This window comes from Granulicella sp. WH15, from assembly GCF_009914315.1.
In the GTDB taxonomy this organism is placed as follows: Bacteria; Acidobacteriota; Terriglobia; order Terriglobales; family Acidobacteriaceae; genus Edaphobacter.
In genome coordinates, this window is record NZ_CP042596.1 from 4,544,619 (window position 1) to 4,562,906 (window position 18,288).

Here is an 18,288-nt window from a genome sequence, read left to right on the forward strand (position 1 = left end):
AACCGAGTCAAGATGTACAGTGTTATCCATGCCGTACCCCGCCAAGACCGACCGCCAGACCATCCTCAACGCCGCGCTCGACCAGGTAAGCCGCGAGGGGATGCAGGGCATGTCCCTGCGCGGCGTCGCCACGGCTCTGGACCTCGCCCCCACCGCGCTCTACCGCTACTTTGCCGACCGCGCCACGCTCGAATCGGCCATCAACGCCGAGACCGCGAACCGCCTGCACGCGGCCATGAAGAAAGCCGTCGGCAAGAAGGACGCGGTCGCGGCCATCCGCGCCACTGCCCAGGCCTACCTGCGCTTCGCCCGCGAGCACCGCAACCTGTACGAGCTGTTGATGTCCCCCTGCCACCCCTGCGTGGAGGATCTTCCCACGCACCAGCAGCTTTGGGACTTCGTCATCGAGCAGGTAGCCCGGGTCTCCTCCCGCGAGCACGCCAACGAGGCCGCAGTGGCACTCTGGGCACACCTGCACGGCATCGCCGCCTTCGAAGCAGCCCACGTCTTCGGTGAACAGAAGCCATCCCGCGGCTTCGACTTTGGATTAGAGGCATGGCTCCAAGCGGCGCAGGCAGCTTCTCACAAAAAGACTTAAAAGCGCCCTGACGCCGGGCGGGCGGCACTTCGTGCGGTCTTGGACGCTTCGCGTGTTTCTTCTTCCCCAAATGTGTCACAACCCCCGTCCCCGCAATGCGATAGCATAATCTCATCCACCATCCCGACCCCAAACCGCACCGACCGCCCTTGCCCTTCCTCAGCCAATTCCGCGCCGCGCCCAATCTCCTCACGCTCATGCGGCTGTTCATCATCCCCTTCCTCGTCATCAACATCCTCGACGGCAACTTCCGCACCGCCTTCGCCCTGCTCATGTTCGCGGGCATCTCCGACGGCTTCGACGGCCTGCTCGCCCGCTGGCTCTCCCAGCACACCAAGCTCGGCCTCTACCTCGACCCCATCGCCGACAAGCTCCTCCTCAGCACCCTCTTCCTGGTCCTCACCCACGTCGGCCTCATCCCGCGCTACGTCACCGTGCTGGTCTTCAGCCGCGATCTCGGCATCCTCCTCATCGCTACACTGCTCTTCGCCACCAACACCCTGCGCGACTTTCGCCCCTCCATCCTGGGCAAGCTCAACACCTTCCTCCAGATCATCACGCTGGTCCTCATCATGAGCGGCCGTGCATTTGCCATCCCCGGCCTGCCCGCCATCTCGACAGCGCTGCTCGAAGTCATCGCCTTCCTGGCCCCCCTCTCGGCGGCCCAGTACGCCTGGCTGGTCATCCAACGCGTCAGCAGCACCCCGCCTACTACTACCCAGCCGTAATCCCCCTATTGCGCCCCCACCCGCCCAGCCGTACACTAGAAATAGGGAATACCGTCCATTTTGGTCGTCGTTCCCCCGAGACCAAAGATGCTGCGCCTGACTAAAAAAGCGGACTACGGACTGATGGCCCTGAAGTACCTGGCCGAGCAGGCGGCCCAGTCTGCCTTGCATCCAGTCGTCGGCGCAGTTCCATCTACGGGAGCCCAGTCCGCCAAGGACATCGCCGACGCTTACCACATCCCCCCGCAGCTTCTGGCCAAGATTCTCCAGACCCTCGCCCGCGCGGGCCTTCTCATCTCCCACGCCGGCACCAACGGCGGCTACGCGCTGGCCAAGCCGGCTGCGGAGATCTCGGCCTTCGAGGTCATCCGCGCCATCGACGGCCCGCTCTTCATCACTAGTTGCATCACCATCCACGGCGCTTGCGATCTCGATAGCCACTGCACTATTAAAGAACCGCTGCGCAAGGTAAACGACAGCATCAAAGACCTGTTGAGCGGCATCAAAATATCGGACTTAATTGATCCGGCTGAGACCTCTGCCGAACATGCTGCCCGTAAAGCCCCTCTCGGCGGCGGCCTCGTCAGCATCGCGCTGTAACCCCAAGCGCCTAGAGTTCAGAGACATACGAGTTCAGCAGCACAAGTTCAGGAGCCCCCATATGACCGACGAAACCGCAATCCAGATGGAAAAGAACTCCAACATGACCACCAACGGCCTCATCATCACGGACTCCGGCCAGCCCCTGCCCGAGGGCGTCACCCTGCCCATCTACATGGACAACCACGCCACCACCCCCATGGACCCGCGCGTGCTCGACGCCATGCTGCCCTACTTCGGCAAGATCTTCGGCAACGCCGCCAGCCGCAACCACCAGTTCGGCTGGGAAGCCGAGCAGGCCGTCGATAAGGCCCGCGAACAGGTCGCCAAGCTCATCGGAGCCTCGGCCAAAGAGATCATCTTCACCTCCGGCGCGACTGAGTCGAACAACCTCGCCATCAAGGGCATCGCCGAGATGTACCGTGAGCGCGGCAACCACATCATCACCCAGGTCACCGAGCACAAGGCCGTCCTCGACACCTGCAAGAAGCTCGAGAAGTCCGGCTACTCGGTCACCTACCTGCCCGTGCAGGCCGACGGCCTCATCTCGCTGGCCGACCTCGAAGCAGCCATGACCGACAAGACCATTCTGGTCTCGATCATGTTTGCCAACAATGAGATCGGCGTCATCCAGCCCGTCGCCGAGATCGGCAAGCTCTGCAAGTCCAAGGGCATCCTCTTCCACACCGACGCCGTCCAGGCCGTCGGCAAGATCCCGGTCGACGTGCAGTCGATGGGCATCGACGTCCTCTCGCTCAGCGGCCACAAGATCTACGGGCCGAAGGGTGTGGGCGCGCTCTACGTCCGCCGCCGCAACCCGCGCGTCCAGATCACCGAGCAGATCAACGGCGGAGGCCACGAGCGCGGAATGCGTTCGGGCACGCTCAACGTCCCCGGCATCGTCGGCCTGGGCGCTGCCTGCGAGATCGCGCTGAACGAGATGGCCGAGGAGGCCAAGCGGGAAGCTGAGCTCCGCGACTACCTGAAAGCCAAGCTCGAGAATGCGCTCGACTACGTCACGGTCAACGGCAACATGGAGCACCACCTGCCCGGCAACCTCAACATGAGCTTCGTCCACGTCGAGGGCGAGTCGCTCCTGATGGGCATTAACGACATCGCGGTCAGCTCCGGTTCGGCCTGCACCTCGGCCACGCTGGAGCCCAGCTACGTCCTCAAGGCCCTCGGCCTCGGCGACGACGTCGCCCACAGCTCCATCCGCTTCGGACTCGGCCGCTTCAACAACAAGGCCGAGGTCGATTACGTCTCGGACAAGATCATCACGGTCGTCAAACACCTCCGCGAGATGAGCCCGCTCTACGAGATGGTCAAGGAAGGCATCGACCTGAGCAAGATCGAGTGGGCAGCCCACTAATTATTAATCCGGTGACTATTTCACCGCCATATCATCTAATCAGTAAGCATCAGGAGAATCCACATGGCATACAGCGATAAGGTAGTCGATCACTACAGCAATCCCCGCAACGTCGGACAGCTCGACAAGTCTTCGGACGAGGTCGGCACCGGACTCGTCGGCGCGCCGGAGTGCGGCGACGTCATGCGTCTCCAGATCCGCGTGAACCCCGAGACCCAGGTCATCGAAGAGGCCAAGTTCAAGACCTTCGGCTGCGGCTCGGCCATCGCCTCCAGCTCGCTCGCCACCGAGTGGGTCAAGGGCAAGACCATCGCCGAGGCCCTGACGATCTCGAACACGGACATCGTCAAGGAGCTGGCGCTTCCCCCGGTTAAGATCCACTGCTCGGTACTCGCGGAAGACGCGATCCGCGCGGCCATCGGCGACTGGAAGAAGAAGAACAACGTCGCCGAAACTGAGCACGCAGCCGTCGTCGCCGCTCACTAAAACGGCGTATTCACGGGAGGCAGTGGAGTTGCAATGCTCTGCTGCCTCACGTCGCCCGAGAAAGAGCCTTGTGCGATATTTTGGCTCTATCCTCTAAAGATGCAATCGCAACGTGCGATATGTGTAGTATGTCTGTGAGTCCATATGAACTCTAAAGCATCAGCCCGTACGGATTTCCTGTTCGCCCGTCCCTCCTTCGGAAGCGGCTTCGCGCGTGCGCTCGATCTCGGTGGTACCTTCGATGCGTACAACTCGAGTGCTACCGGAGAAGAAGCAGACGAGCGTGCAATCACCAGTGATTGGCTAGTGGTTGGTAAGGATCTAGGCATCGCAATCGAGCAGGCAAAAAGGAAGTGAACCGACGCTCGCAGCAGAAGCATACATCCCAGCTAGCTCATCATTCCTCTGCTGAACCAGGGCAAGTTGATAATGTCAATGCGGTGTCGCGATCTGTCGAATTCGTAAGCTATTCTGGCCCGTTGCCTCCACCGGAGGTTCTGCGCCAATTTGAAGAGATTATCCCTGGCTCCGCAGAGCGGATTTTTTCTCAGTTTGAAGCCCAGTCCACTCACCGCCGCAGGATGGAAGCAACTGCCATCTCATCTGGTGCTTTTAGCCAGAAGTTGGGAACGATAAGTGGCGCACTCATTGGCCTGCTCGGCGTTGGAGGAGGAGTCTGGTTGTCCCACGATGGGAAGAGTCTTGCAGGCCTAAGCACTCTGTTCTCGACCCTGGCCGTACTCGTCGGAACCTATCTCTATAAACGTCACCAGCAAGATAATGAACGGGCTGAAAAGAACAAACCTTCCAGTCCCCAGGCGAAATAATCATGTCCACAGTCTCCATATCGTCGACCACCAGTCAAGCGATGAGTGCCCACGCGCCCGCTGCACCCAAAGACCCCTTCGCGGGCATGACCCTGCTCACCGCCGAGGGCCAGCAGCCCCGCGCCAAGCAGGCCATCGAGATCACCAAAAACGCCCTCAAGCGCATCCGCATCGCCATGGCCAAGGAGGGCATCTCGCCCACCGCTGGCGGCCTCCGCGTGGGCATCACCGGCGGCGGCTGCTCTGGTTTGTCATACAACATCCGCTTCGATACGCAGCCCCGCGAGCGCGACCGCACCTTCGTCTTCGGTGCTGGCCTCGAGACTCCGAACGATCCCTCCGGTGCGCAGGCGGTCCGGATCTTCGTCGATCCCAAGTCCTTCCTCTACCTGGCGGGCATGGTCCTCGACTTCGAGGAGACCCTCATGCGCCAAGGCTTCAACTTCATCAACCCGAACTCCACCAAGAGCTGCGGTTGCGGCTCCAGTTTCTCCGCCTGAGTTTTTCCACAAAGAAGCAAAAAACAGCCAACAGGCCCAAAGGAATCTCCTAAGATTCCTAAAAATTGGCCTGCACGGGGAAGAACTTACGCATCTTACCAGCCAAAAATGCCCGATTTTTATGGGCCATAATTATTGTTGAAGCAGATTTCAGCCGAATTACAAATGGCAGACAATTTGCTTGCAGCTCATGTTGCGCGCGTAGCGCCATGCCATCTCCCCAGGTCACCGTACCGGATCGGACCCCGCCCATGCATCTTTGGAACGACTACGAAGGCCAGATCATCGCCGACGCCTATCCGCTCAAGAAGCTGCTCCGTCCCGAGGGTCGCAGCGCCTTCTTTATCACCCCCAGCAAGGACGGCAACCTCGACGTCATCCGCCTCACCGAGTCGCTCAACGACGAGCATGAGATGCTGGCGCTCTGGCGTCAGGTCTCCGAGGTCCACCAGCCCAACCTCGTCACCATCAAGAGCTTCGGCAAGACCACCTTCGACGGCGTGCGCCTCACCTACGCGCTCATGGAGTCGCCCGACGCCAACCTGGCCGACATCCTCAAGGAGCGCCCCCTCACCCCGGCCGAGACCACCGAGGTAGCCCTCAGCGTCGCCGCCGCGCTCTCCGCCCTGCACGCCACCAGCCTCATCCACACCCAGGTCGCGGCCGCCAACGTCGTCGCCACCGGCGAGGTCATCAAGCTCCGCAGCGACTGCGTCCGCGAGTGCATCCCCGACCCCGAGTTCAACCCTCCAGCCGAGTGCCAAGCCCTGCGCCAGCGCGACGTCCACGACCTCGGCCTGCTGCTGCTCGAGTGCCTCACGCTCGACCGGAACCCGGGCCTTTCGGGCCGCCTGCCCGCACCCTTCCACCAGGTCATCCCCAAGGCCGTCGACGGCTCCTGGGGCCTGGCGGAGATCGTCAGCAAGCTCGCCCCTCCAGCACCCACGCCCGCGCCAACCCCGGCCGTCAGCGCCGAAAAAGCCGCCCAAAACGGAGCGGCCCAACCCACCCCTAGCGCCACAAAGCCTCAACCGGCCACACCGCCCGTCGTAGAAACAAAGCCTGCCGCCGAGCCAGCCGAAGCCCCCCTGCGGATGCAGACCCCACACCTCCACCGCGTCGAAACCGAATCCCCCGAGGAGCCCTTCCGGCTGGCACGCCGCTGGCTCCCCATCGGCGCTGCGGGCCTCATCCTGATCCTCTGCATCTGGCTGCTCAATCGCCACAGCTCCCCCAAGCCCACCGTTACTCCGGCCCTCCAAACAGAGGCTCCGGCAGCCGCCGCTCCTGCACCCGAACCCGCTCCTACACCTCAACCGACCACAGCAGCACCGGCCACCACCTCGCAGCCCGGCTGGCACGTCATCGCCTACACCTTCAACCACGAAGACCAGGCCCAAATCCGTATTCAGGCGATTGAAAAACAGCACCCCGGCCTGAACCCACAGCTCTTCACCCCGACGGGGCGCTCCCCCTACTTCGTCGCCCTGGGCGGAGTCATGAGCCAACGCGAGGCCGAGGCCGTCCGCAACCGCGCCCGCCGCTCCGGCCTGCCGCTCGATACCTTTAGCCGCTTCTACAAATAAAGAACCGGGTGTCCCCATCCAGGGCACCCGGTTTTGTTTAAGAAGCAACAGCAAAAGCGCCCTAACGCCGGGCGGGCGCCACTTCGTGGAGTTTTGGACGCTCCGCGTGTCTTACGACTTCGTCCCCACATTCGGGCGCGGCCCCGGCTGCAACCGATTCGAGTTCTGGAACGGAATCATCCACCCCGGATACTCAAGCGGCAGCGCACTCACCTCATCCAGCGCCTTCACCTCATCAGCCGAAAGCTTCAGCTCCACCGCCGCAATATTGTCGTTGAGCTGATCCATCCGCTTTGCCCCAATGATGATCGAGGTCACCGCAGGCCGCGTCAGCAGCCACGCCAGCGCCACCCGAGCCGAGCTGCACCCATGCGCCTCCGCAATCGGAACCATCACATCCAGAATCTTCCACGTCCGTTCCTTATCGACCAGCGGGAAATCAAACTCCGACCGCCGTGACCCCGCGGGCTTCTGGTTCTCCCGCGTAAACTTGCCCGAGAGCAACCCGCCAGCCAGCGGACTCCACACCAGCAGCCCGGTCTTCTCCTCTTCGAGCAGCGGCACAATCTCCCGCTCCAGATCCCGCCCTGCAATCGAGTAGTAAGCCTGCAACGTATCGAACCGAGCAAAGTTCTTCCGCTCCGAGATCCCCAACGCCTTGGCAATCCGCCACGCCTGCCAGTTCGAGCAGCCGATGTACCGCACCTTGCCCTGCTGCACCAGAGTATCCAGCGCGCTCAGCGTCTCTTCGAGAGGCGTAATCGCGTCGCTGCCGTGAATCTGGTAGAGGTCGATGTGGTCCGTGCCCAGCCGGGTCAGGCTGCCTTCAATCGCGTCCATAATGTGCCCGCGCGAGGCCCCCACGTCGTTGCGTCCGGGACCTGTGCGGCCGAAGACCTTGCTGGCGATGACGACGTCTTTGCGGGCGATGTTCAGGTTCTTGAGCGACTGGCCGAGGATGCGCTCGCTCTCGCCCTCGGAGTACACATCGGCGGTATCGAAGAAGTTGATCCCCGCGTCGATCGAGCCTTTGACCAGTTCGTCGGCCCCTGCCTGATCGACGTCGCCGATGGCCTTCCAGAAACCGCTGCCGCCGTGGAAGGTCATGGTGCCGAAGCAAAGCGTGGAGACGAGCAGGCCGGTGTTGCCGAGTGTCTTGTATTCCATGATTTTGTCCTTGGCCGAGTCATCGGCGTTCCCATTGGACGCGGGAGCGCGAACGGAAGACTCTTGCAACCAAGTCAATTAAGCTTTTCACGCGAAGCGTCGAGCACCGCACGAAGTGCCGCCCGTCCGGCGCGAGGACGCTGTTGCCGTTGCTTCTATCGAACCGAAGGCGAAGCCATCACAATCTGATTCGAAACCTTCAAATGGTAGATCGAAGCCATCTGCTGCTTATAAGCATCCATCGGCGGAAGCAGCACCTGCGCCCGCCGCCGGTCCAGCCCACCGGGGTCTTCAACCGCGTACATGGCCATAGCCCCATCCACCAGCTTGAACTGCGAGCCGTAGCGTTGCAGCTTGCCCTCGGCGATCAGCTCCTTATCCACCACCAGCGCCAGCGTGGAGCCGTCGATCTTGCCCGCGTCGGCCAGATTCACGAGCGTCGGCAGCAGGCTCCGCTGCCACTCATGGTCGGCGGTGTGGGTCAGGATCAGCATGGCCCCATTCGAGGCTTCGATGCCGACCAGGGCAATCGTCGGCCAGCCCTTCGCCTTCACGATTCCCTTCAGTTGTTCGGTCAGCGACGCGTCGATCTCGGCCAGATTGGTGGCGATGGCGGGCTTCGTCCCCGGAGCCTGCTGCAACCCACGCGCTACGCGGTCCTGGTTCCGCATCCCCATCAACTGGTCGCGCAGAGCGGTGTCGGTGCCGGGTCCGTTCTGCTGGACCAACGCGTCATGTCGCTGCTGCAACTCCTGCTTCCAAGCCGGTTGAGCTGCCTGCGCAGACATCACAACAGGAGAGGCGAGGACGAGACTCAACAGCGCGGCGGACGACTTAGCAAAAAGCAGGGACATGGGCAAAGTATAGTGTCCTACCCTGAGGAACCGCCGCCGGGGAACCAGCCTAAGCATCGCCTGCATCATTGCCGGTGTTCCGGTAATCTGAACACTCATGAGCGACTCCCCTAACCCGATCTGGAACGAGAGCTACTTCACCGTCTTCGGCCTGCCCCGCCGCCTGCACCTCGACGCCGCCGCGCTCGAAAAGAGCTTCTACGCGCAGTCGCGCCGCCTGCATCCGGACCGCTTCGCCGCCAAGCCCGTGGCCGAGCAGGAGGCCGCGCTGGCGCAGTCGTCCTTCCTGAACGACGCCTACCGGACCCTGAAGGAGCCGGTCCTGCGCACGCAGTACCTGCTGACGCTCGAGGGCGTCGAGCTGGAGGAGCAGTCCAAGGCCGCGACCGAGGCGGCGCGCACCTCCGGCACAGCCAAGAAGCAGATCGTGCCGCCCGAGCTGCTCGAAGAGGTCTTCGAGCTGAATATGCAGCTCATGGAGATGAAGGCCGCCAAACAGATGGGCGAGGACGAGCCGGAGCTGCGCCGCGACCTGCTGGCCGCAAAACAGAGCTTCGACGACCGCATGGCCGCGACCCAGACCGAGCTGGAAAACCTCTGGACCGCATGGGATCAGGCCGAGGAAGCCTCCGACCGCCCAGCGATGGACAAGGCCAAAGACGCAATGGTGACTCTATTGAACAAGCGGAGCTACCTGCGCAACCTGGTGCGCGACGTAAACGAGACGCTAAGCGAGTAGCCGCCGCTCACGGAAAAACCCAACGCGGATAAAGCCTTTCACGCGAAGCGTCGAGAACCGCACGAAGTGCCGCCCGCCCGGCGCAAGGGCGCACCTGCTGTTGCCTGTTCTTTGGTTGTCATTCAGGAGCGAAGCGGAGGAATCTGCTTCTGCTTTTGTCGTTGTCGTTGCCTCTGGGGTAGGTCCGGGCTTTAGCCCCCGAGGTATGCTTTCTTCACATGAGGAAAGTTCTCCCGTTGGTCGGAAACGAGCGTTTCTCGATCAACGGGAGAACGGCACCAAATGCTTTACCGGATGGCAGTGGCCAGAGCAGTAGCCGAGCTACGGCGGCTGATCCCACGATGCGCAGGCGCTCCCGACGGCAGGTACTTCTTATAAACGCTGATGTGGAAGCAGGACTGCTGGAACTCCTCCTCCACGTCCACCTTGCCCTCCTGCACCAGCGGCAGCAGATACCCGCGCATCCAGGCGATCTCGGTCATGGAAAGACCATGCTTGGCCAGATCGACCGCCTGCCCGGTCAGGTGCGGCGAGGCGGTGTCGCCCGTAGGGGGCGCGGCATTGCCGTTGACACGCATGAGCTTCTGCTGAAACTCCACCGTCCGCACAGCCGAGTTGACCTGCAACGGCGTGTGGAAGCGGGCGTAGTGCGCCCGGGCCAGCGTGCTGAGAAACTGCGCGGTCCACGGCCGCACAAAGCGGCGGTTAGCCGGAAGCCGCTCATCCGAGTAGATGGCCTCGTTCTCCGGCAGCGCGACCAGAATATGGGCCTCACGCATCTGGCGCAAGTCCTCATCGTCGCGGACGCGGTCGAGGCCCTCACGGTCGGCAACCTCGTTCTGGCGCAGCAGAATCTCGTGCGATCCCTTGAGCGGCGGCGGCATGATGAGGCGGCCACGCTTGTTGTAGAGCGCGGGCAGGATCTCCGGGGCGGGCGTCTCTTCCTCTACAGCAACCGGCTGGGGCTGAGGCCGGGGAGCCGCCGCAACGGGCCGCACCACACTGGCCACGACCACGTTTTTTGGTGCAACTGCGTGGAGTTGAGGCTGGTTTTGGGACGGTAGCTGCACGGGCTGGACGGCTGGAACAGCCACGGCAGCGGAACGGACGCGCGGGGCAGTCTCATCGTCGGTATCGGGGTGAGAGACGCCGCTCTCCAGATGACCGGCAGGCGCGGCAACTGGAGAATTGGGAGCCAATTCGTCCGAAGGCTCCACGCCGGAGGCGGTGTGGTGCAGCTTGCGGTTGTGGCTGACGTGGACCTCAGGCTGCGCCGGAAGCTCGGGGGTTGGCTCGGCAGCGGCGCGAAGCGGCTCAGGCTCACGGACCGGCTCAGGCGCGCGGGACAGCGAAGCCGTACGAACCGGACCGGCAGAGTGGCGGCGCGGCTCCTCCACCGGGATCAGCATACTTGGAGCGGGACGCCGGGAGTCATGCGAACGCTCCAGCTCGACGACCCGGCCGTGGACTCGGGTGAGCGTGGGTTGCTCCTGCTCGTGACGGCCTTTGCGGGAGTGACGATCTACCTCGACACGTTCAACACTCTCGGAGCGGGACTCGCGCAGCTCACGGCGAGACTTCGGCTCCGCCTTGGCGGCAGAGACGCGTTCGACCTTGCTCGAATGGCGCGAGCTGACCGGCTCTTCGACCTCACGGACGCGAGAAGAAGTGTTTTTAGATGACCTGGAGTGAGCAGACTCACGCGCAGCAGCAACCGCATGCGTGGCCGGGGCGGTTCGCGCGGCGGCAGCGTGGGCGACCGGCTGGGCATGGTGCGGCTTAGTCTGCTTTGCCTGGGCTACGGGCGCGAACAGGGCCGCGCCGGTGACGAGCAAGGGCGCCAGAAACAGGATTTTAGGGGCGTTTGCGCGCATGTTGAAGGAACCAGTCGCGGAGCGCCAGAGCAAGATCGAGAGTAGATCGGCCGGTGCGAGTGTGTAAGTATTGAGGCTGGTTCCGTTGACTTTCTTGCTAATAGGAGATCGGGTGCGAGTGCGGGTTTGGGGTCTATGCGCAGGTTTGGGAGTTGCGGCTATCGGGCTGACCTCATGTGGGTTAGCTCCGTCCTCCGCTCCAGCCAAGGCTCCGGTCGAGGTTCAGGACCAGACTCAGGGCAAATCCCAGATTCAACCCCAGACGCCCTCTTCGGATGACGCCGCCCGCCCGGAGTTCTACCTGACCCGGGTAAAACCGATATTCGCCGCCAACTGCGCCCGCTGCCACGGCGGAATGAATCATCGCGGCGGGCTGAACATGGATTCCCGCGCTGGAATGATGCGGGGCGGCCACGACGGAGTGATCCTAGTGCCGGGCGATCCGGGGCGGTCGACACTGGTGAAGCTGATGCGCCACGAAGGCCCCGCGAACGACCCCAGGCCCATGCCGCCGAATAAGCCGAGGATGTCCGACGCCGATATCGCCATCGTAGAGCGGTGGATCAAGGCCGGGGCCGTGATGCCTGAGGATGTGCGTAAGCCATAGAAACAAAAGCGCCCTCACGCCGGGGCACTTCGTGCGGTCTTGGACGCTTCGCGTGAAAAGCTTTTCTTTTTGGGAATATAGGGGAGGAAGCCACCTTGATGCGGACGTTTCTCCTGCCTGTAACACGAAGAGACTAGCGTTGGTGGTATGCGACTAAGTTTCGTGATCCCCGCCTACAACGAAGAGAGTTATCTGCCGGATTGCCTGGAGTCGATCCTCGCGCAGACGCGGGATCTCGAAGGCGGCGTCGAGATTATTGTGGTGAACAACGCCAGCTCCGACCGGACGCGGGAGGTGGCGGCGAGCTACCCCGGCGTGACCGTCGTGGACGAGCCGCGCAAGGGCCTGACCTACGCTCGGCAGGCGGGGTTTGGGGCCAGCTCGGGCGAGCTGATCGCCAATGTGGACTCCGACTCGCGGCTGACGCCGGGCTGGGTCCAGACGGTGTTGCGCGAGTTCGAAGCGGACAAGAAGCTGGTGGCGCTGAGCGGGCCGGTGGTCTACTACGACCTGACACCGACCCAGCGGGTGAGCGTGCAGCTCTTCTACTTTCTGGCCTTTATGGTCTACGTGCTAAACCGCTACGTGCTGCGCGCCGGGTCGATGGTGCAGGGCGGCAACTTCGTGCTGCGCAGCTCGGCGCTGGAGTCGATCGGCGGCTTCAACCTGGCTATCTCCTTCTACGGCGAAGATACGGATATCGCCCGGAGGATGAACCGGCTGGGCAAGGTGGAGTTCACCTTTGGGTTGAAGATGTTCTCGTCGGCACGGCGTCTGAAACACGAGGGGATGCTGACGATTGCGGCGCGGTACACGATCAACTACTTCTGGACGACCTTCCGCAAGCGCCCGTTTACGGAAGAGTACATCGATATCCGCGAAGAGCAGCTCGAAGGATAAACCACGCGAAGCAGTAAAAAGGCGTGTGAACGCCCGCCCCGCGCGTAGCGGACCCGTCCGGCAGGACAGTCTTTCCTCATTGCAAGCGAAGCAGATTCCTCCGCTTCGCTCCTGAATGACAACCAAAAGAACAGGCAACGACTGATCGTGGCTGAAGCCGTGCCCTAACTTCGAACCGTACTTTACAACGAAGTTACTTTCCCGCTAGCGAGCGTCATGCTACGCTTCTCACATCACTGCCCCAAATCCTAGCTTGCCCGCATTTACGAAGCGCCAGAGATAAACTCCGCCGACGATGCCCCTTCCCTGCGAGCCTTCGCGCATCGCAGGAAACCCCTTCGTATCACGGAGCAGGTTCTTCCCGGATGCCTTGAGCTTTCTCTATCCCCGTAGAACAACCTCAGTTGCGAAAGGAATGGAATGCAGACACGTTGGGCCGGATGTCTTCTTCTCATGGGAACTACCCTCTTACCGCTCGGTTGCAAGAGCACCACGCAGCCCGCTCCAGGCACAAACCTCGCAAAAGTCGCCTCTAAAAATGCCCTGAACGTCCATCCCAATGGACCGAGCGGCGTGGGTCCCAAGGTGACGGGCGCTCCGCCGGAGTTGCAGAAGGTGTTCGACTATATCGACGCGCACATCGATGAGCATGTGGAGAATTTGCAGAAGTGGATTCAGCAGCCCAGCATCTCGAACAGCGGCGAGGGCATTCCCGAATCGGCCGAGATGGTCAAAGGCTTCTTCGACAAGCTGGGCTGCCAGCAGACACGTGTCTACGACGTGGGCATCACCGAGTACGGCTCGCCGGGTAACCCGGTCGTCTACGCCAAGTGCGACGAGGGTGCGCCCAAGACCGTCGCCATCTACTGGCAGTACGACACCATGCCCGTGACCCAGCCGGATGCGTGGGTCTCGCCGCCGTTTGCCGCCAATGTCATCCCCGGCTCACAGGCGGACCTGCCGGATATTCCGCGGGTGCTGATCGGACGCGGAGCCACCAACTCCAAGGGGCCGGAGATGTCGCAACTCAACGCGCTGATGGCCTACAAGGCCGTCAACGGCAAGCTGCCGGTGAACCTCATCTTCATCGCCGAGGGCGATGAGGAGCGTATGGACATTGGCCTGCGCAAGTTCATCAAGGACCACTCCGACCTGCTGGCTGAGGCCGATGCGCTGTATGCGGGCGGGCCGTCCGAGGGCTGCGTCTACGTGGAACTGACGACCAGCGGCAAGTCCTGGGGGCGCGGGCCGACCGACTCCGACGTACACGGCGTGATGAAGCGCACCACCGACAGCCCGGCGTGGCGGCACATCCAGATGCTGGCCTCGTTGACCTCGAAGGACGGCAATACGCCGAATATTCCGGGGTGGGATAACGGGCGCGAGTTCCCCAATGCCAAGCAGATGGAGGAGCTGAAGAAGCGCGCGGCCAAGACCGATCTGAAGAAGATGGCCGAGGGGCAGGGCGTGGCGCGGTATATGTCGGACGATCCGCTGGAGGTTATCAAGGACGGGCGCTACGGCATCAGCTTCAACCTCGACGGCATCTGGGGCGGCAATATGTTCCCGGGTGGCGCGGGCGCGATTCTGCCGAACAAGGTCGTCTCAAAGCACGGCTTCCGCTATGTGCCGAAGATGGATGGGATGAACATCATCAAGCAACTGCGGGCGACGCTGGATCGCAACGGCTATAAGGACGTCGAGATGAAGCTGATCGGGGATGTGCCGTGGTCGCGGGGGTCGTCCCCGGATGCGGATATCTCGGTGGCGCACCGCAAGGCCGCTGCGATGCTGGGGCTGAGTGGCGATGACAGTGGGCAGCAGATGGCCTCGTCCGACCACTACGACATCGGCGGAAAGTGGAAGCCGCTGGGCGTGAACCAGGCTGATCCTTCGGGCGGCTACTGGCCGAGCTACCTGTTCAGCGATGGCGAGGTGGGGCAGAAGGTTGGCTCGGTCTCGATCCCGATGGGCATGGGCGCGCGCGGCGGTAAGGGCGGTCGGGCTCATGCGGCGAATGAGTACTACACGATTGAAGGCTCGCGCTGGGATAACGGGATGGCGGGAGCGGAGAAGATCGTGGCGGCGGCTATCTGGGAGTACTCGCAGACGACCACCACTGCTCCTAGGCCGAAGACGCATGTTGTGAAGTAGCTCTTCACGCGAAGCGTCGAGTACCGCACGAAGTGCCGCCCGTCCGGCGTGAGGACGCTTTTGCTGTTGTCTCTCGACGGCAAAAGACATGTCCTGCCGGACGGGCCTCCTACGCGGAGGGTGGTCACTTCGTGACTTTCATACTTGTTTGGGTGATTTAAAAAGCAACGGTCCTCCCGCTGGTCGGAAACGAGAATTTCGCTTCCGACCAACGGGAGGACTTCAGCTTTACAGCAGGGTTCCGTTCTCCGGCTGGGCCTTGGCCTCTTCCGGCGGGATGACCATCGCCGCAGCCACCTTGTCCTGATCCTCCAGGTTCAGCAGCTTGACGCCCTGCGCCGCACGGCCCGCAGCGCGGATCTGCTTGGTGTCGATGCGGATGATCTTCCCGAACTGGCTGATGACCATCATCTCGGTGGTCTCGTCGACCACCTGGATGCCGATCACCTTGCCGGTCTTGGCTGTGGCCTTGATGTTGATGACGCCCTTGCCGCCGCGCGACTGGAGGCGGTAGCGGTCCACATCCGTACGCTTGCCGAAGCCGTTCTCCGTCACCGTTAGGATCAGGCAGGGGGTCATGGCGAGTGAGGCGGAGATCTCCAACGTGAGGGCGGCGCGTTCAGCCTTCTCGTCAAGGTTCAGCGCGCGAGCGACCTCGCGCAGGGTGGCCTTGTCGAGCTTGTCGATCGGGTTACCCTCCTCCGGCTCCGACGGCACAAGCTCGGACTGCTCAGAGTCGGTGGCAACCGTGAGGGTAGCGGCGTCGGGCGCTGCTGCGGCGGGGTCGAGCAGGCCGAGCTTCGCGGCCAGATCGGGGATGCCGAGCGCGTCAACGGCCTCCTTGCGGCGCTCGCGGCGTGCAGCCTCGGACGGCGTAGCCGAGAGGCCGACCACGTAGTCGTCCTTGCGCAGGTCGATGCCCTTGTTTCCATAGGCAGGCCGTCCCATCGGGCGCAGGTCGGTCTCCTCGAAGCGGATGGCCATGCCGTCGCGGGTGGCCAGGAAGATGACCTGGCGGCCGTCGGTGATGCGCGCGCCGACCAGCTCGTCGTCCTTGTCGATGCCGATGGCGATGATGCCGCGAGCCATGACGTTCGAGAAGTCCTTGAGCGGCGTCTTCTTGACCGTGCCCTTCTGGGTGGCGAAGAGAACGTTCTTGCCCTCTTCGGTCAGGTTCTTGACCGGCAGGATGGCGACGACCTTCTCGCCCGGCTGCAGGTCGATGAGCGACGCCATCGCCTTGCCCTTGCCGGTGGTGCCCACGTCGGGAATCTCGTAGATCTTGAGCCAGTAGACGCGGCCCGTGTTGGTGAAGCAGAGCAGGTAGGCGTGGGTCGAGTCGATGATGAGCTGCGCGACGAAGTCCTCGTCGCGGGTCTTCATGCCGATGCGGCCCGTGCCTCCCCGGCGCTGCTGGCGGTAGGTCGAGATGGGCGTGCGCTTCAGGTAGCCGGTGTTCGAGACCGTGACAGCAACCTGCTCGTCGGCGATGAGGTCTTCAAGGCCAAGCTCGGCGGTCTCGTCGAGGATGATGGTGCGGCGGACGTCGCCGTACTTGTCGCGGATCTCGGTCAGCTCGGCCGAGATGACCGAGCGCAGCTTAGCCGCGGAGGCCAGGATGGACTCGAACTCGGCGATATTCTCACGCACCTGCGCCAGTTCGCGCAGCAGCTCGTCGATGGAAAGCTGGGTGAGGCGGTAGAGCTGTAATTCGAGGATCGCGTCGATCTGGCGGTAGCTGAGGATCAGCGTCGCGCCCGTGGCCGAGGTAGCGGAGATGGGCAGCGTGTTGGGATCGACGCCGTACTTGGCCGGGTCGAGCGTGATTCCACGCAGCTCCGTGCCCTGCAGGCTGATGGTACGGTTCGAGAAGTAGGCGAAGAGGTTCTCGCGGGCGTCCGCACGGGAGGTGGACTGGCGGATGATGCGGATGACCTGATCGAGGTGGTCGAGTGCGATCTGGAGACCGAGGAGGATGGTCTCTCTATCCCGGGCCTTGCCTAGCAGGAAGCTGGTGCGGCGGCGGACGACGTCCTGGCGGTGGTCGAGGAAGGCGCGGATGGCCTGATCGAGCGAAAGCTCCCGAGGCTGGCCGTTGTGGACGGCCAGGAAGATCATCGAGAAGCTCTCCTGCATCTGGGTGTGCTTGTGGAGCTGGTTCAGGACGATCTGGTGCTCGGCCCCGCGCTTGATGCCGATGACGATACGCATACCGTCACGGTCGGACTCGTCGCGGAACTCGTCGCGGGCGATGTCGGTGATGACGCCCTCGGTGACCAACTCGGCGATGCGCTCGATGAGCTTGGACTTGTTGACCTGGTAGGGGATCTCGTCGACGACGATGGCCTGACGGCCGCCGGAGATGTTCTCGATGTGGCACTTGGCGCGCATCATGAAGCGGCCGCGGCCGGTCCGGTAGGTCTGGGGGATGTTGGTGCGTCCGAAGAGGGTTCCGCCCGTGGGGAAGTCGGGGCCGAGGACGTGCTCCAGCACCAGCTCCAGGTCGCCGCGGTGGTCCTGCGGGTTCTTGTTCAGCAGCGCCAGGCAAGCGTTCAGAACCTCAGTCAGATTGTGCGGCGGGATGTTGGTCGCCATACCGACGGCGATACCGGACGACCCGTTGATGATGAGGTTCGGGATGCGCGCGGGCAGAACCGAGGGCTCCAGCGTGGACTCGTCGTAGTTGGGGACGAAGTCGACCGTGTCCATGTCGATGTCGGCGAGCATCTCACCGGCGATGCGGGTGAGGCGGGACTCGGTGTAACGCATGGCGGCGGGGGAGTCGCCGTCGACGGAGCCGAAGTTGCCCTGTCCGTCGACCATGAGGTAGCGCAGCGAGAAGGGCTGGGCCAGCCGGACCATGGTGTCGTAGATGGCGGAGTCGCCGTGGGGGTGGTAGTTACCCATGACGTGGCCGACGACCTTGGCCGACTTGGTGTACTTCTTGTTGTACTGGAGGCCCATCTCCTGCATGCCGTAGAGGATGCGGCGATGCACGGGCTTGAGTCCGTCGCGGACGTCGGGCAGCGCGCGCCCGATAATGACCGACATGGAGTAGGCCAGGTACGACCGGCGCATCTCCTCCTCGACGTTGATGGAGAGCATCGAGAGAGCGCCACGGCCCTGGACGGTGGACTCAGGGGGAGATCCTGCGGGCGGCGGGTTGTTCGAGGCTGCGTCCTGCGGGGAGGGAACTTCGGGCTGGGTAGGGTCTTCGGGGAACAGATCGTCAGGCATGGTCTACACCATGATAAATGCCTGATTTGACGGGGTAAAGGACGCATTTGCGATCTGCA

The 18,288-nt window shown here is 62.8% G+C and carries 18 protein-coding genes; 13 read left to right on the forward strand and 5 right to left on the reverse strand.

The genetic code is table 11. From position 1 onward, the window contains the following. The first annotated feature begins 28 nt into the window (after positions 1–28). The 8 genes from FTO74_RS18770 (at position 29) to FTO74_RS18805 (ending at position 5,111) form a co-directional block, all read left to right on the forward strand. Positions 29–598 carry a TetR/AcrR family transcriptional regulator gene (locus FTO74_RS18770; protein ID WP_162539503.1) on the forward strand — a complete coding sequence of 190 codons (570 nt, stop codon included), beginning with the start codon at positions 29–31 and terminating at the stop codon, positions 596–598. Positions 599–747: 149 nt separating this feature from the next. Beyond that, positions 748–1,326, forward strand: coding sequence for a CDP-alcohol phosphatidyltransferase family protein (locus FTO74_RS18775; RefSeq protein WP_162539504.1), 579 nt, complete (start codon positions 748–750; stop codon positions 1,324–1,326). 87 nt (positions 1,327–1,413) lie between these two features. Then, the gene (locus FTO74_RS18780; protein ID WP_162539505.1) at positions 1,414–1,926 is read left to right on the forward strand and encodes an Rrf2 family transcriptional regulator; all 513 of its coding nucleotides are present in this window, start codon (positions 1,414–1,416) and stop codon (positions 1,924–1,926) included. Between the two features lie 103 nt (positions 1,927–2,029). Next, positions 2,030–3,298 (forward strand): IscS subfamily cysteine desulfurase, encoded by a 1,269-nt coding sequence (locus tag FTO74_RS18785; RefSeq protein WP_174242279.1) that lies wholly within the window; start codon positions 2,030–2,032, stop codon positions 3,296–3,298. A gap of 63 nt (positions 3,299–3,361) precedes the next feature. Next, complete coding sequence (gene iscU / locus FTO74_RS18790; protein WP_162539507.1) at positions 3,362–3,784, forward strand: Fe-S cluster assembly scaffold IscU; 423 nt, start codon at positions 3,362–3,364, stop codon at positions 3,782–3,784. Between the two features lie 144 nt (positions 3,785–3,928). Further along, the gene (locus tag FTO74_RS18795) at positions 3,929–4,141 is read left to right on the forward strand and encodes a hypothetical protein (protein WP_162539508.1); all 213 of its coding nucleotides are present in this window, start codon (positions 3,929–3,931) and stop codon (positions 4,139–4,141) included. Further along, complete coding sequence (locus FTO74_RS18800; protein WP_162539509.1) at positions 4,138–4,611, forward strand: DUF2335 domain-containing protein; 474 nt, start codon at positions 4,138–4,140, stop codon at positions 4,609–4,611. The genes FTO74_RS18795 and FTO74_RS18800 overlap by 4 nt, the downstream gene beginning before the upstream one ends. Before the next feature lie 2 nt (positions 4,612–4,613). After that, on the forward strand, positions 4,614–5,111 hold the full coding sequence (locus FTO74_RS18805) for an iron-sulfur cluster assembly accessory protein (RefSeq protein WP_162539510.1): 498 nt from the start codon (positions 4,614–4,616) through the stop codon (positions 5,109–5,111). Positions 5,112–5,169: 58 nt separating this feature from the next. Here FTO74_RS18805 and FTO74_RS18810 read toward each other — a convergent pair whose 3' ends face one another. Then, a complete protein-coding gene (locus FTO74_RS18810) occupies positions 5,170–5,322 on the reverse strand; it encodes a hypothetical protein (protein WP_162539511.1) in 153 nt (50 codons plus the stop codon). Positions 5,323–5,362: 40 nt separating this feature from the next. On the opposite strand from FTO74_RS18810, the gene FTO74_RS18815 reads away from it, so the two are divergent. Next, positions 5,363–6,697, forward strand: a complete 1,335-nt coding sequence (locus FTO74_RS18815) for a protein kinase (protein ID WP_162539512.1) — start codon at positions 5,363–5,365, stop codon at positions 6,695–6,697. A gap of 111 nt (positions 6,698–6,808) precedes the next feature. On the opposite strand, the gene FTO74_RS18820 is transcribed toward FTO74_RS18815, so the two are convergent. After that, a complete protein-coding gene (locus FTO74_RS18820) occupies positions 6,809–7,864 on the reverse strand; it encodes an aldo/keto reductase (protein WP_162539513.1) in 1,056 nt (351 codons plus the stop codon). 155 nt (positions 7,865–8,019) lie between these two features. Further along, a complete protein-coding gene (locus FTO74_RS18825) occupies positions 8,020–8,718 on the reverse strand; it encodes a DUF6624 domain-containing protein (protein WP_162539514.1) in 699 nt (232 codons plus the stop codon). A gap of 97 nt (positions 8,719–8,815) precedes the next feature. Here FTO74_RS18825 and hscB point away from each other — a divergent pair, with 97 nt between their 5' ends. Then, entirely contained in the window at positions 8,816–9,457 is a 642-nt protein-coding gene (gene hscB / locus FTO74_RS18830; RefSeq protein WP_162539515.1) for a Fe-S protein assembly co-chaperone HscB, read from the forward strand. Between the two features lie 287 nt (positions 9,458–9,744). On the opposite strand, the gene FTO74_RS18835 is transcribed toward hscB, so the two are convergent. Continuing rightward, entirely contained in the window at positions 9,745–11,364 is a 1,620-nt protein-coding gene (locus tag FTO74_RS18835) for a DUF5715 family protein (protein ID WP_162539516.1), read from the reverse strand. A 79-nt stretch (positions 11,365–11,443) separates the two neighbouring features. On the opposite strand from FTO74_RS18835, the gene FTO74_RS19890 reads away from it, so the two are divergent. From FTO74_RS19890 to FTO74_RS18850, 3 genes are all read left to right on the forward strand, one after another. Further along, positions 11,444–11,938: a c-type cytochrome domain-containing protein gene (locus tag FTO74_RS19890; RefSeq protein ID WP_255462391.1), complete on the forward strand. Its 495-nt coding sequence runs from the start codon at positions 11,444–11,446 to the stop codon at positions 11,936–11,938. 147 nt (positions 11,939–12,085) lie between these two features. Further along, positions 12,086–12,838, forward strand: a complete 753-nt coding sequence (locus FTO74_RS18845; RefSeq protein WP_162539517.1) for a glycosyltransferase family 2 protein — start codon at positions 12,086–12,088, stop codon at positions 12,836–12,838. A gap of 420 nt (positions 12,839–13,258) precedes the next feature. After that, positions 13,259–14,992 (forward strand): M20/M25/M40 family metallo-hydrolase, encoded by a 1,734-nt coding sequence (locus tag FTO74_RS18850; RefSeq protein WP_162539518.1) that lies wholly within the window; start codon positions 13,259–13,261, stop codon positions 14,990–14,992. Between the two features lie 228 nt (positions 14,993–15,220). On the opposite strand, the gene gyrA is transcribed toward FTO74_RS18850, so the two are convergent. Next, entirely contained in the window at positions 15,221–18,229 is a 3,009-nt protein-coding gene (gene gyrA, locus FTO74_RS18855; protein ID WP_162539519.1) for a DNA gyrase subunit A, read from the reverse strand. Positions 18,230–18,288 lie beyond the last annotated feature (59 nt).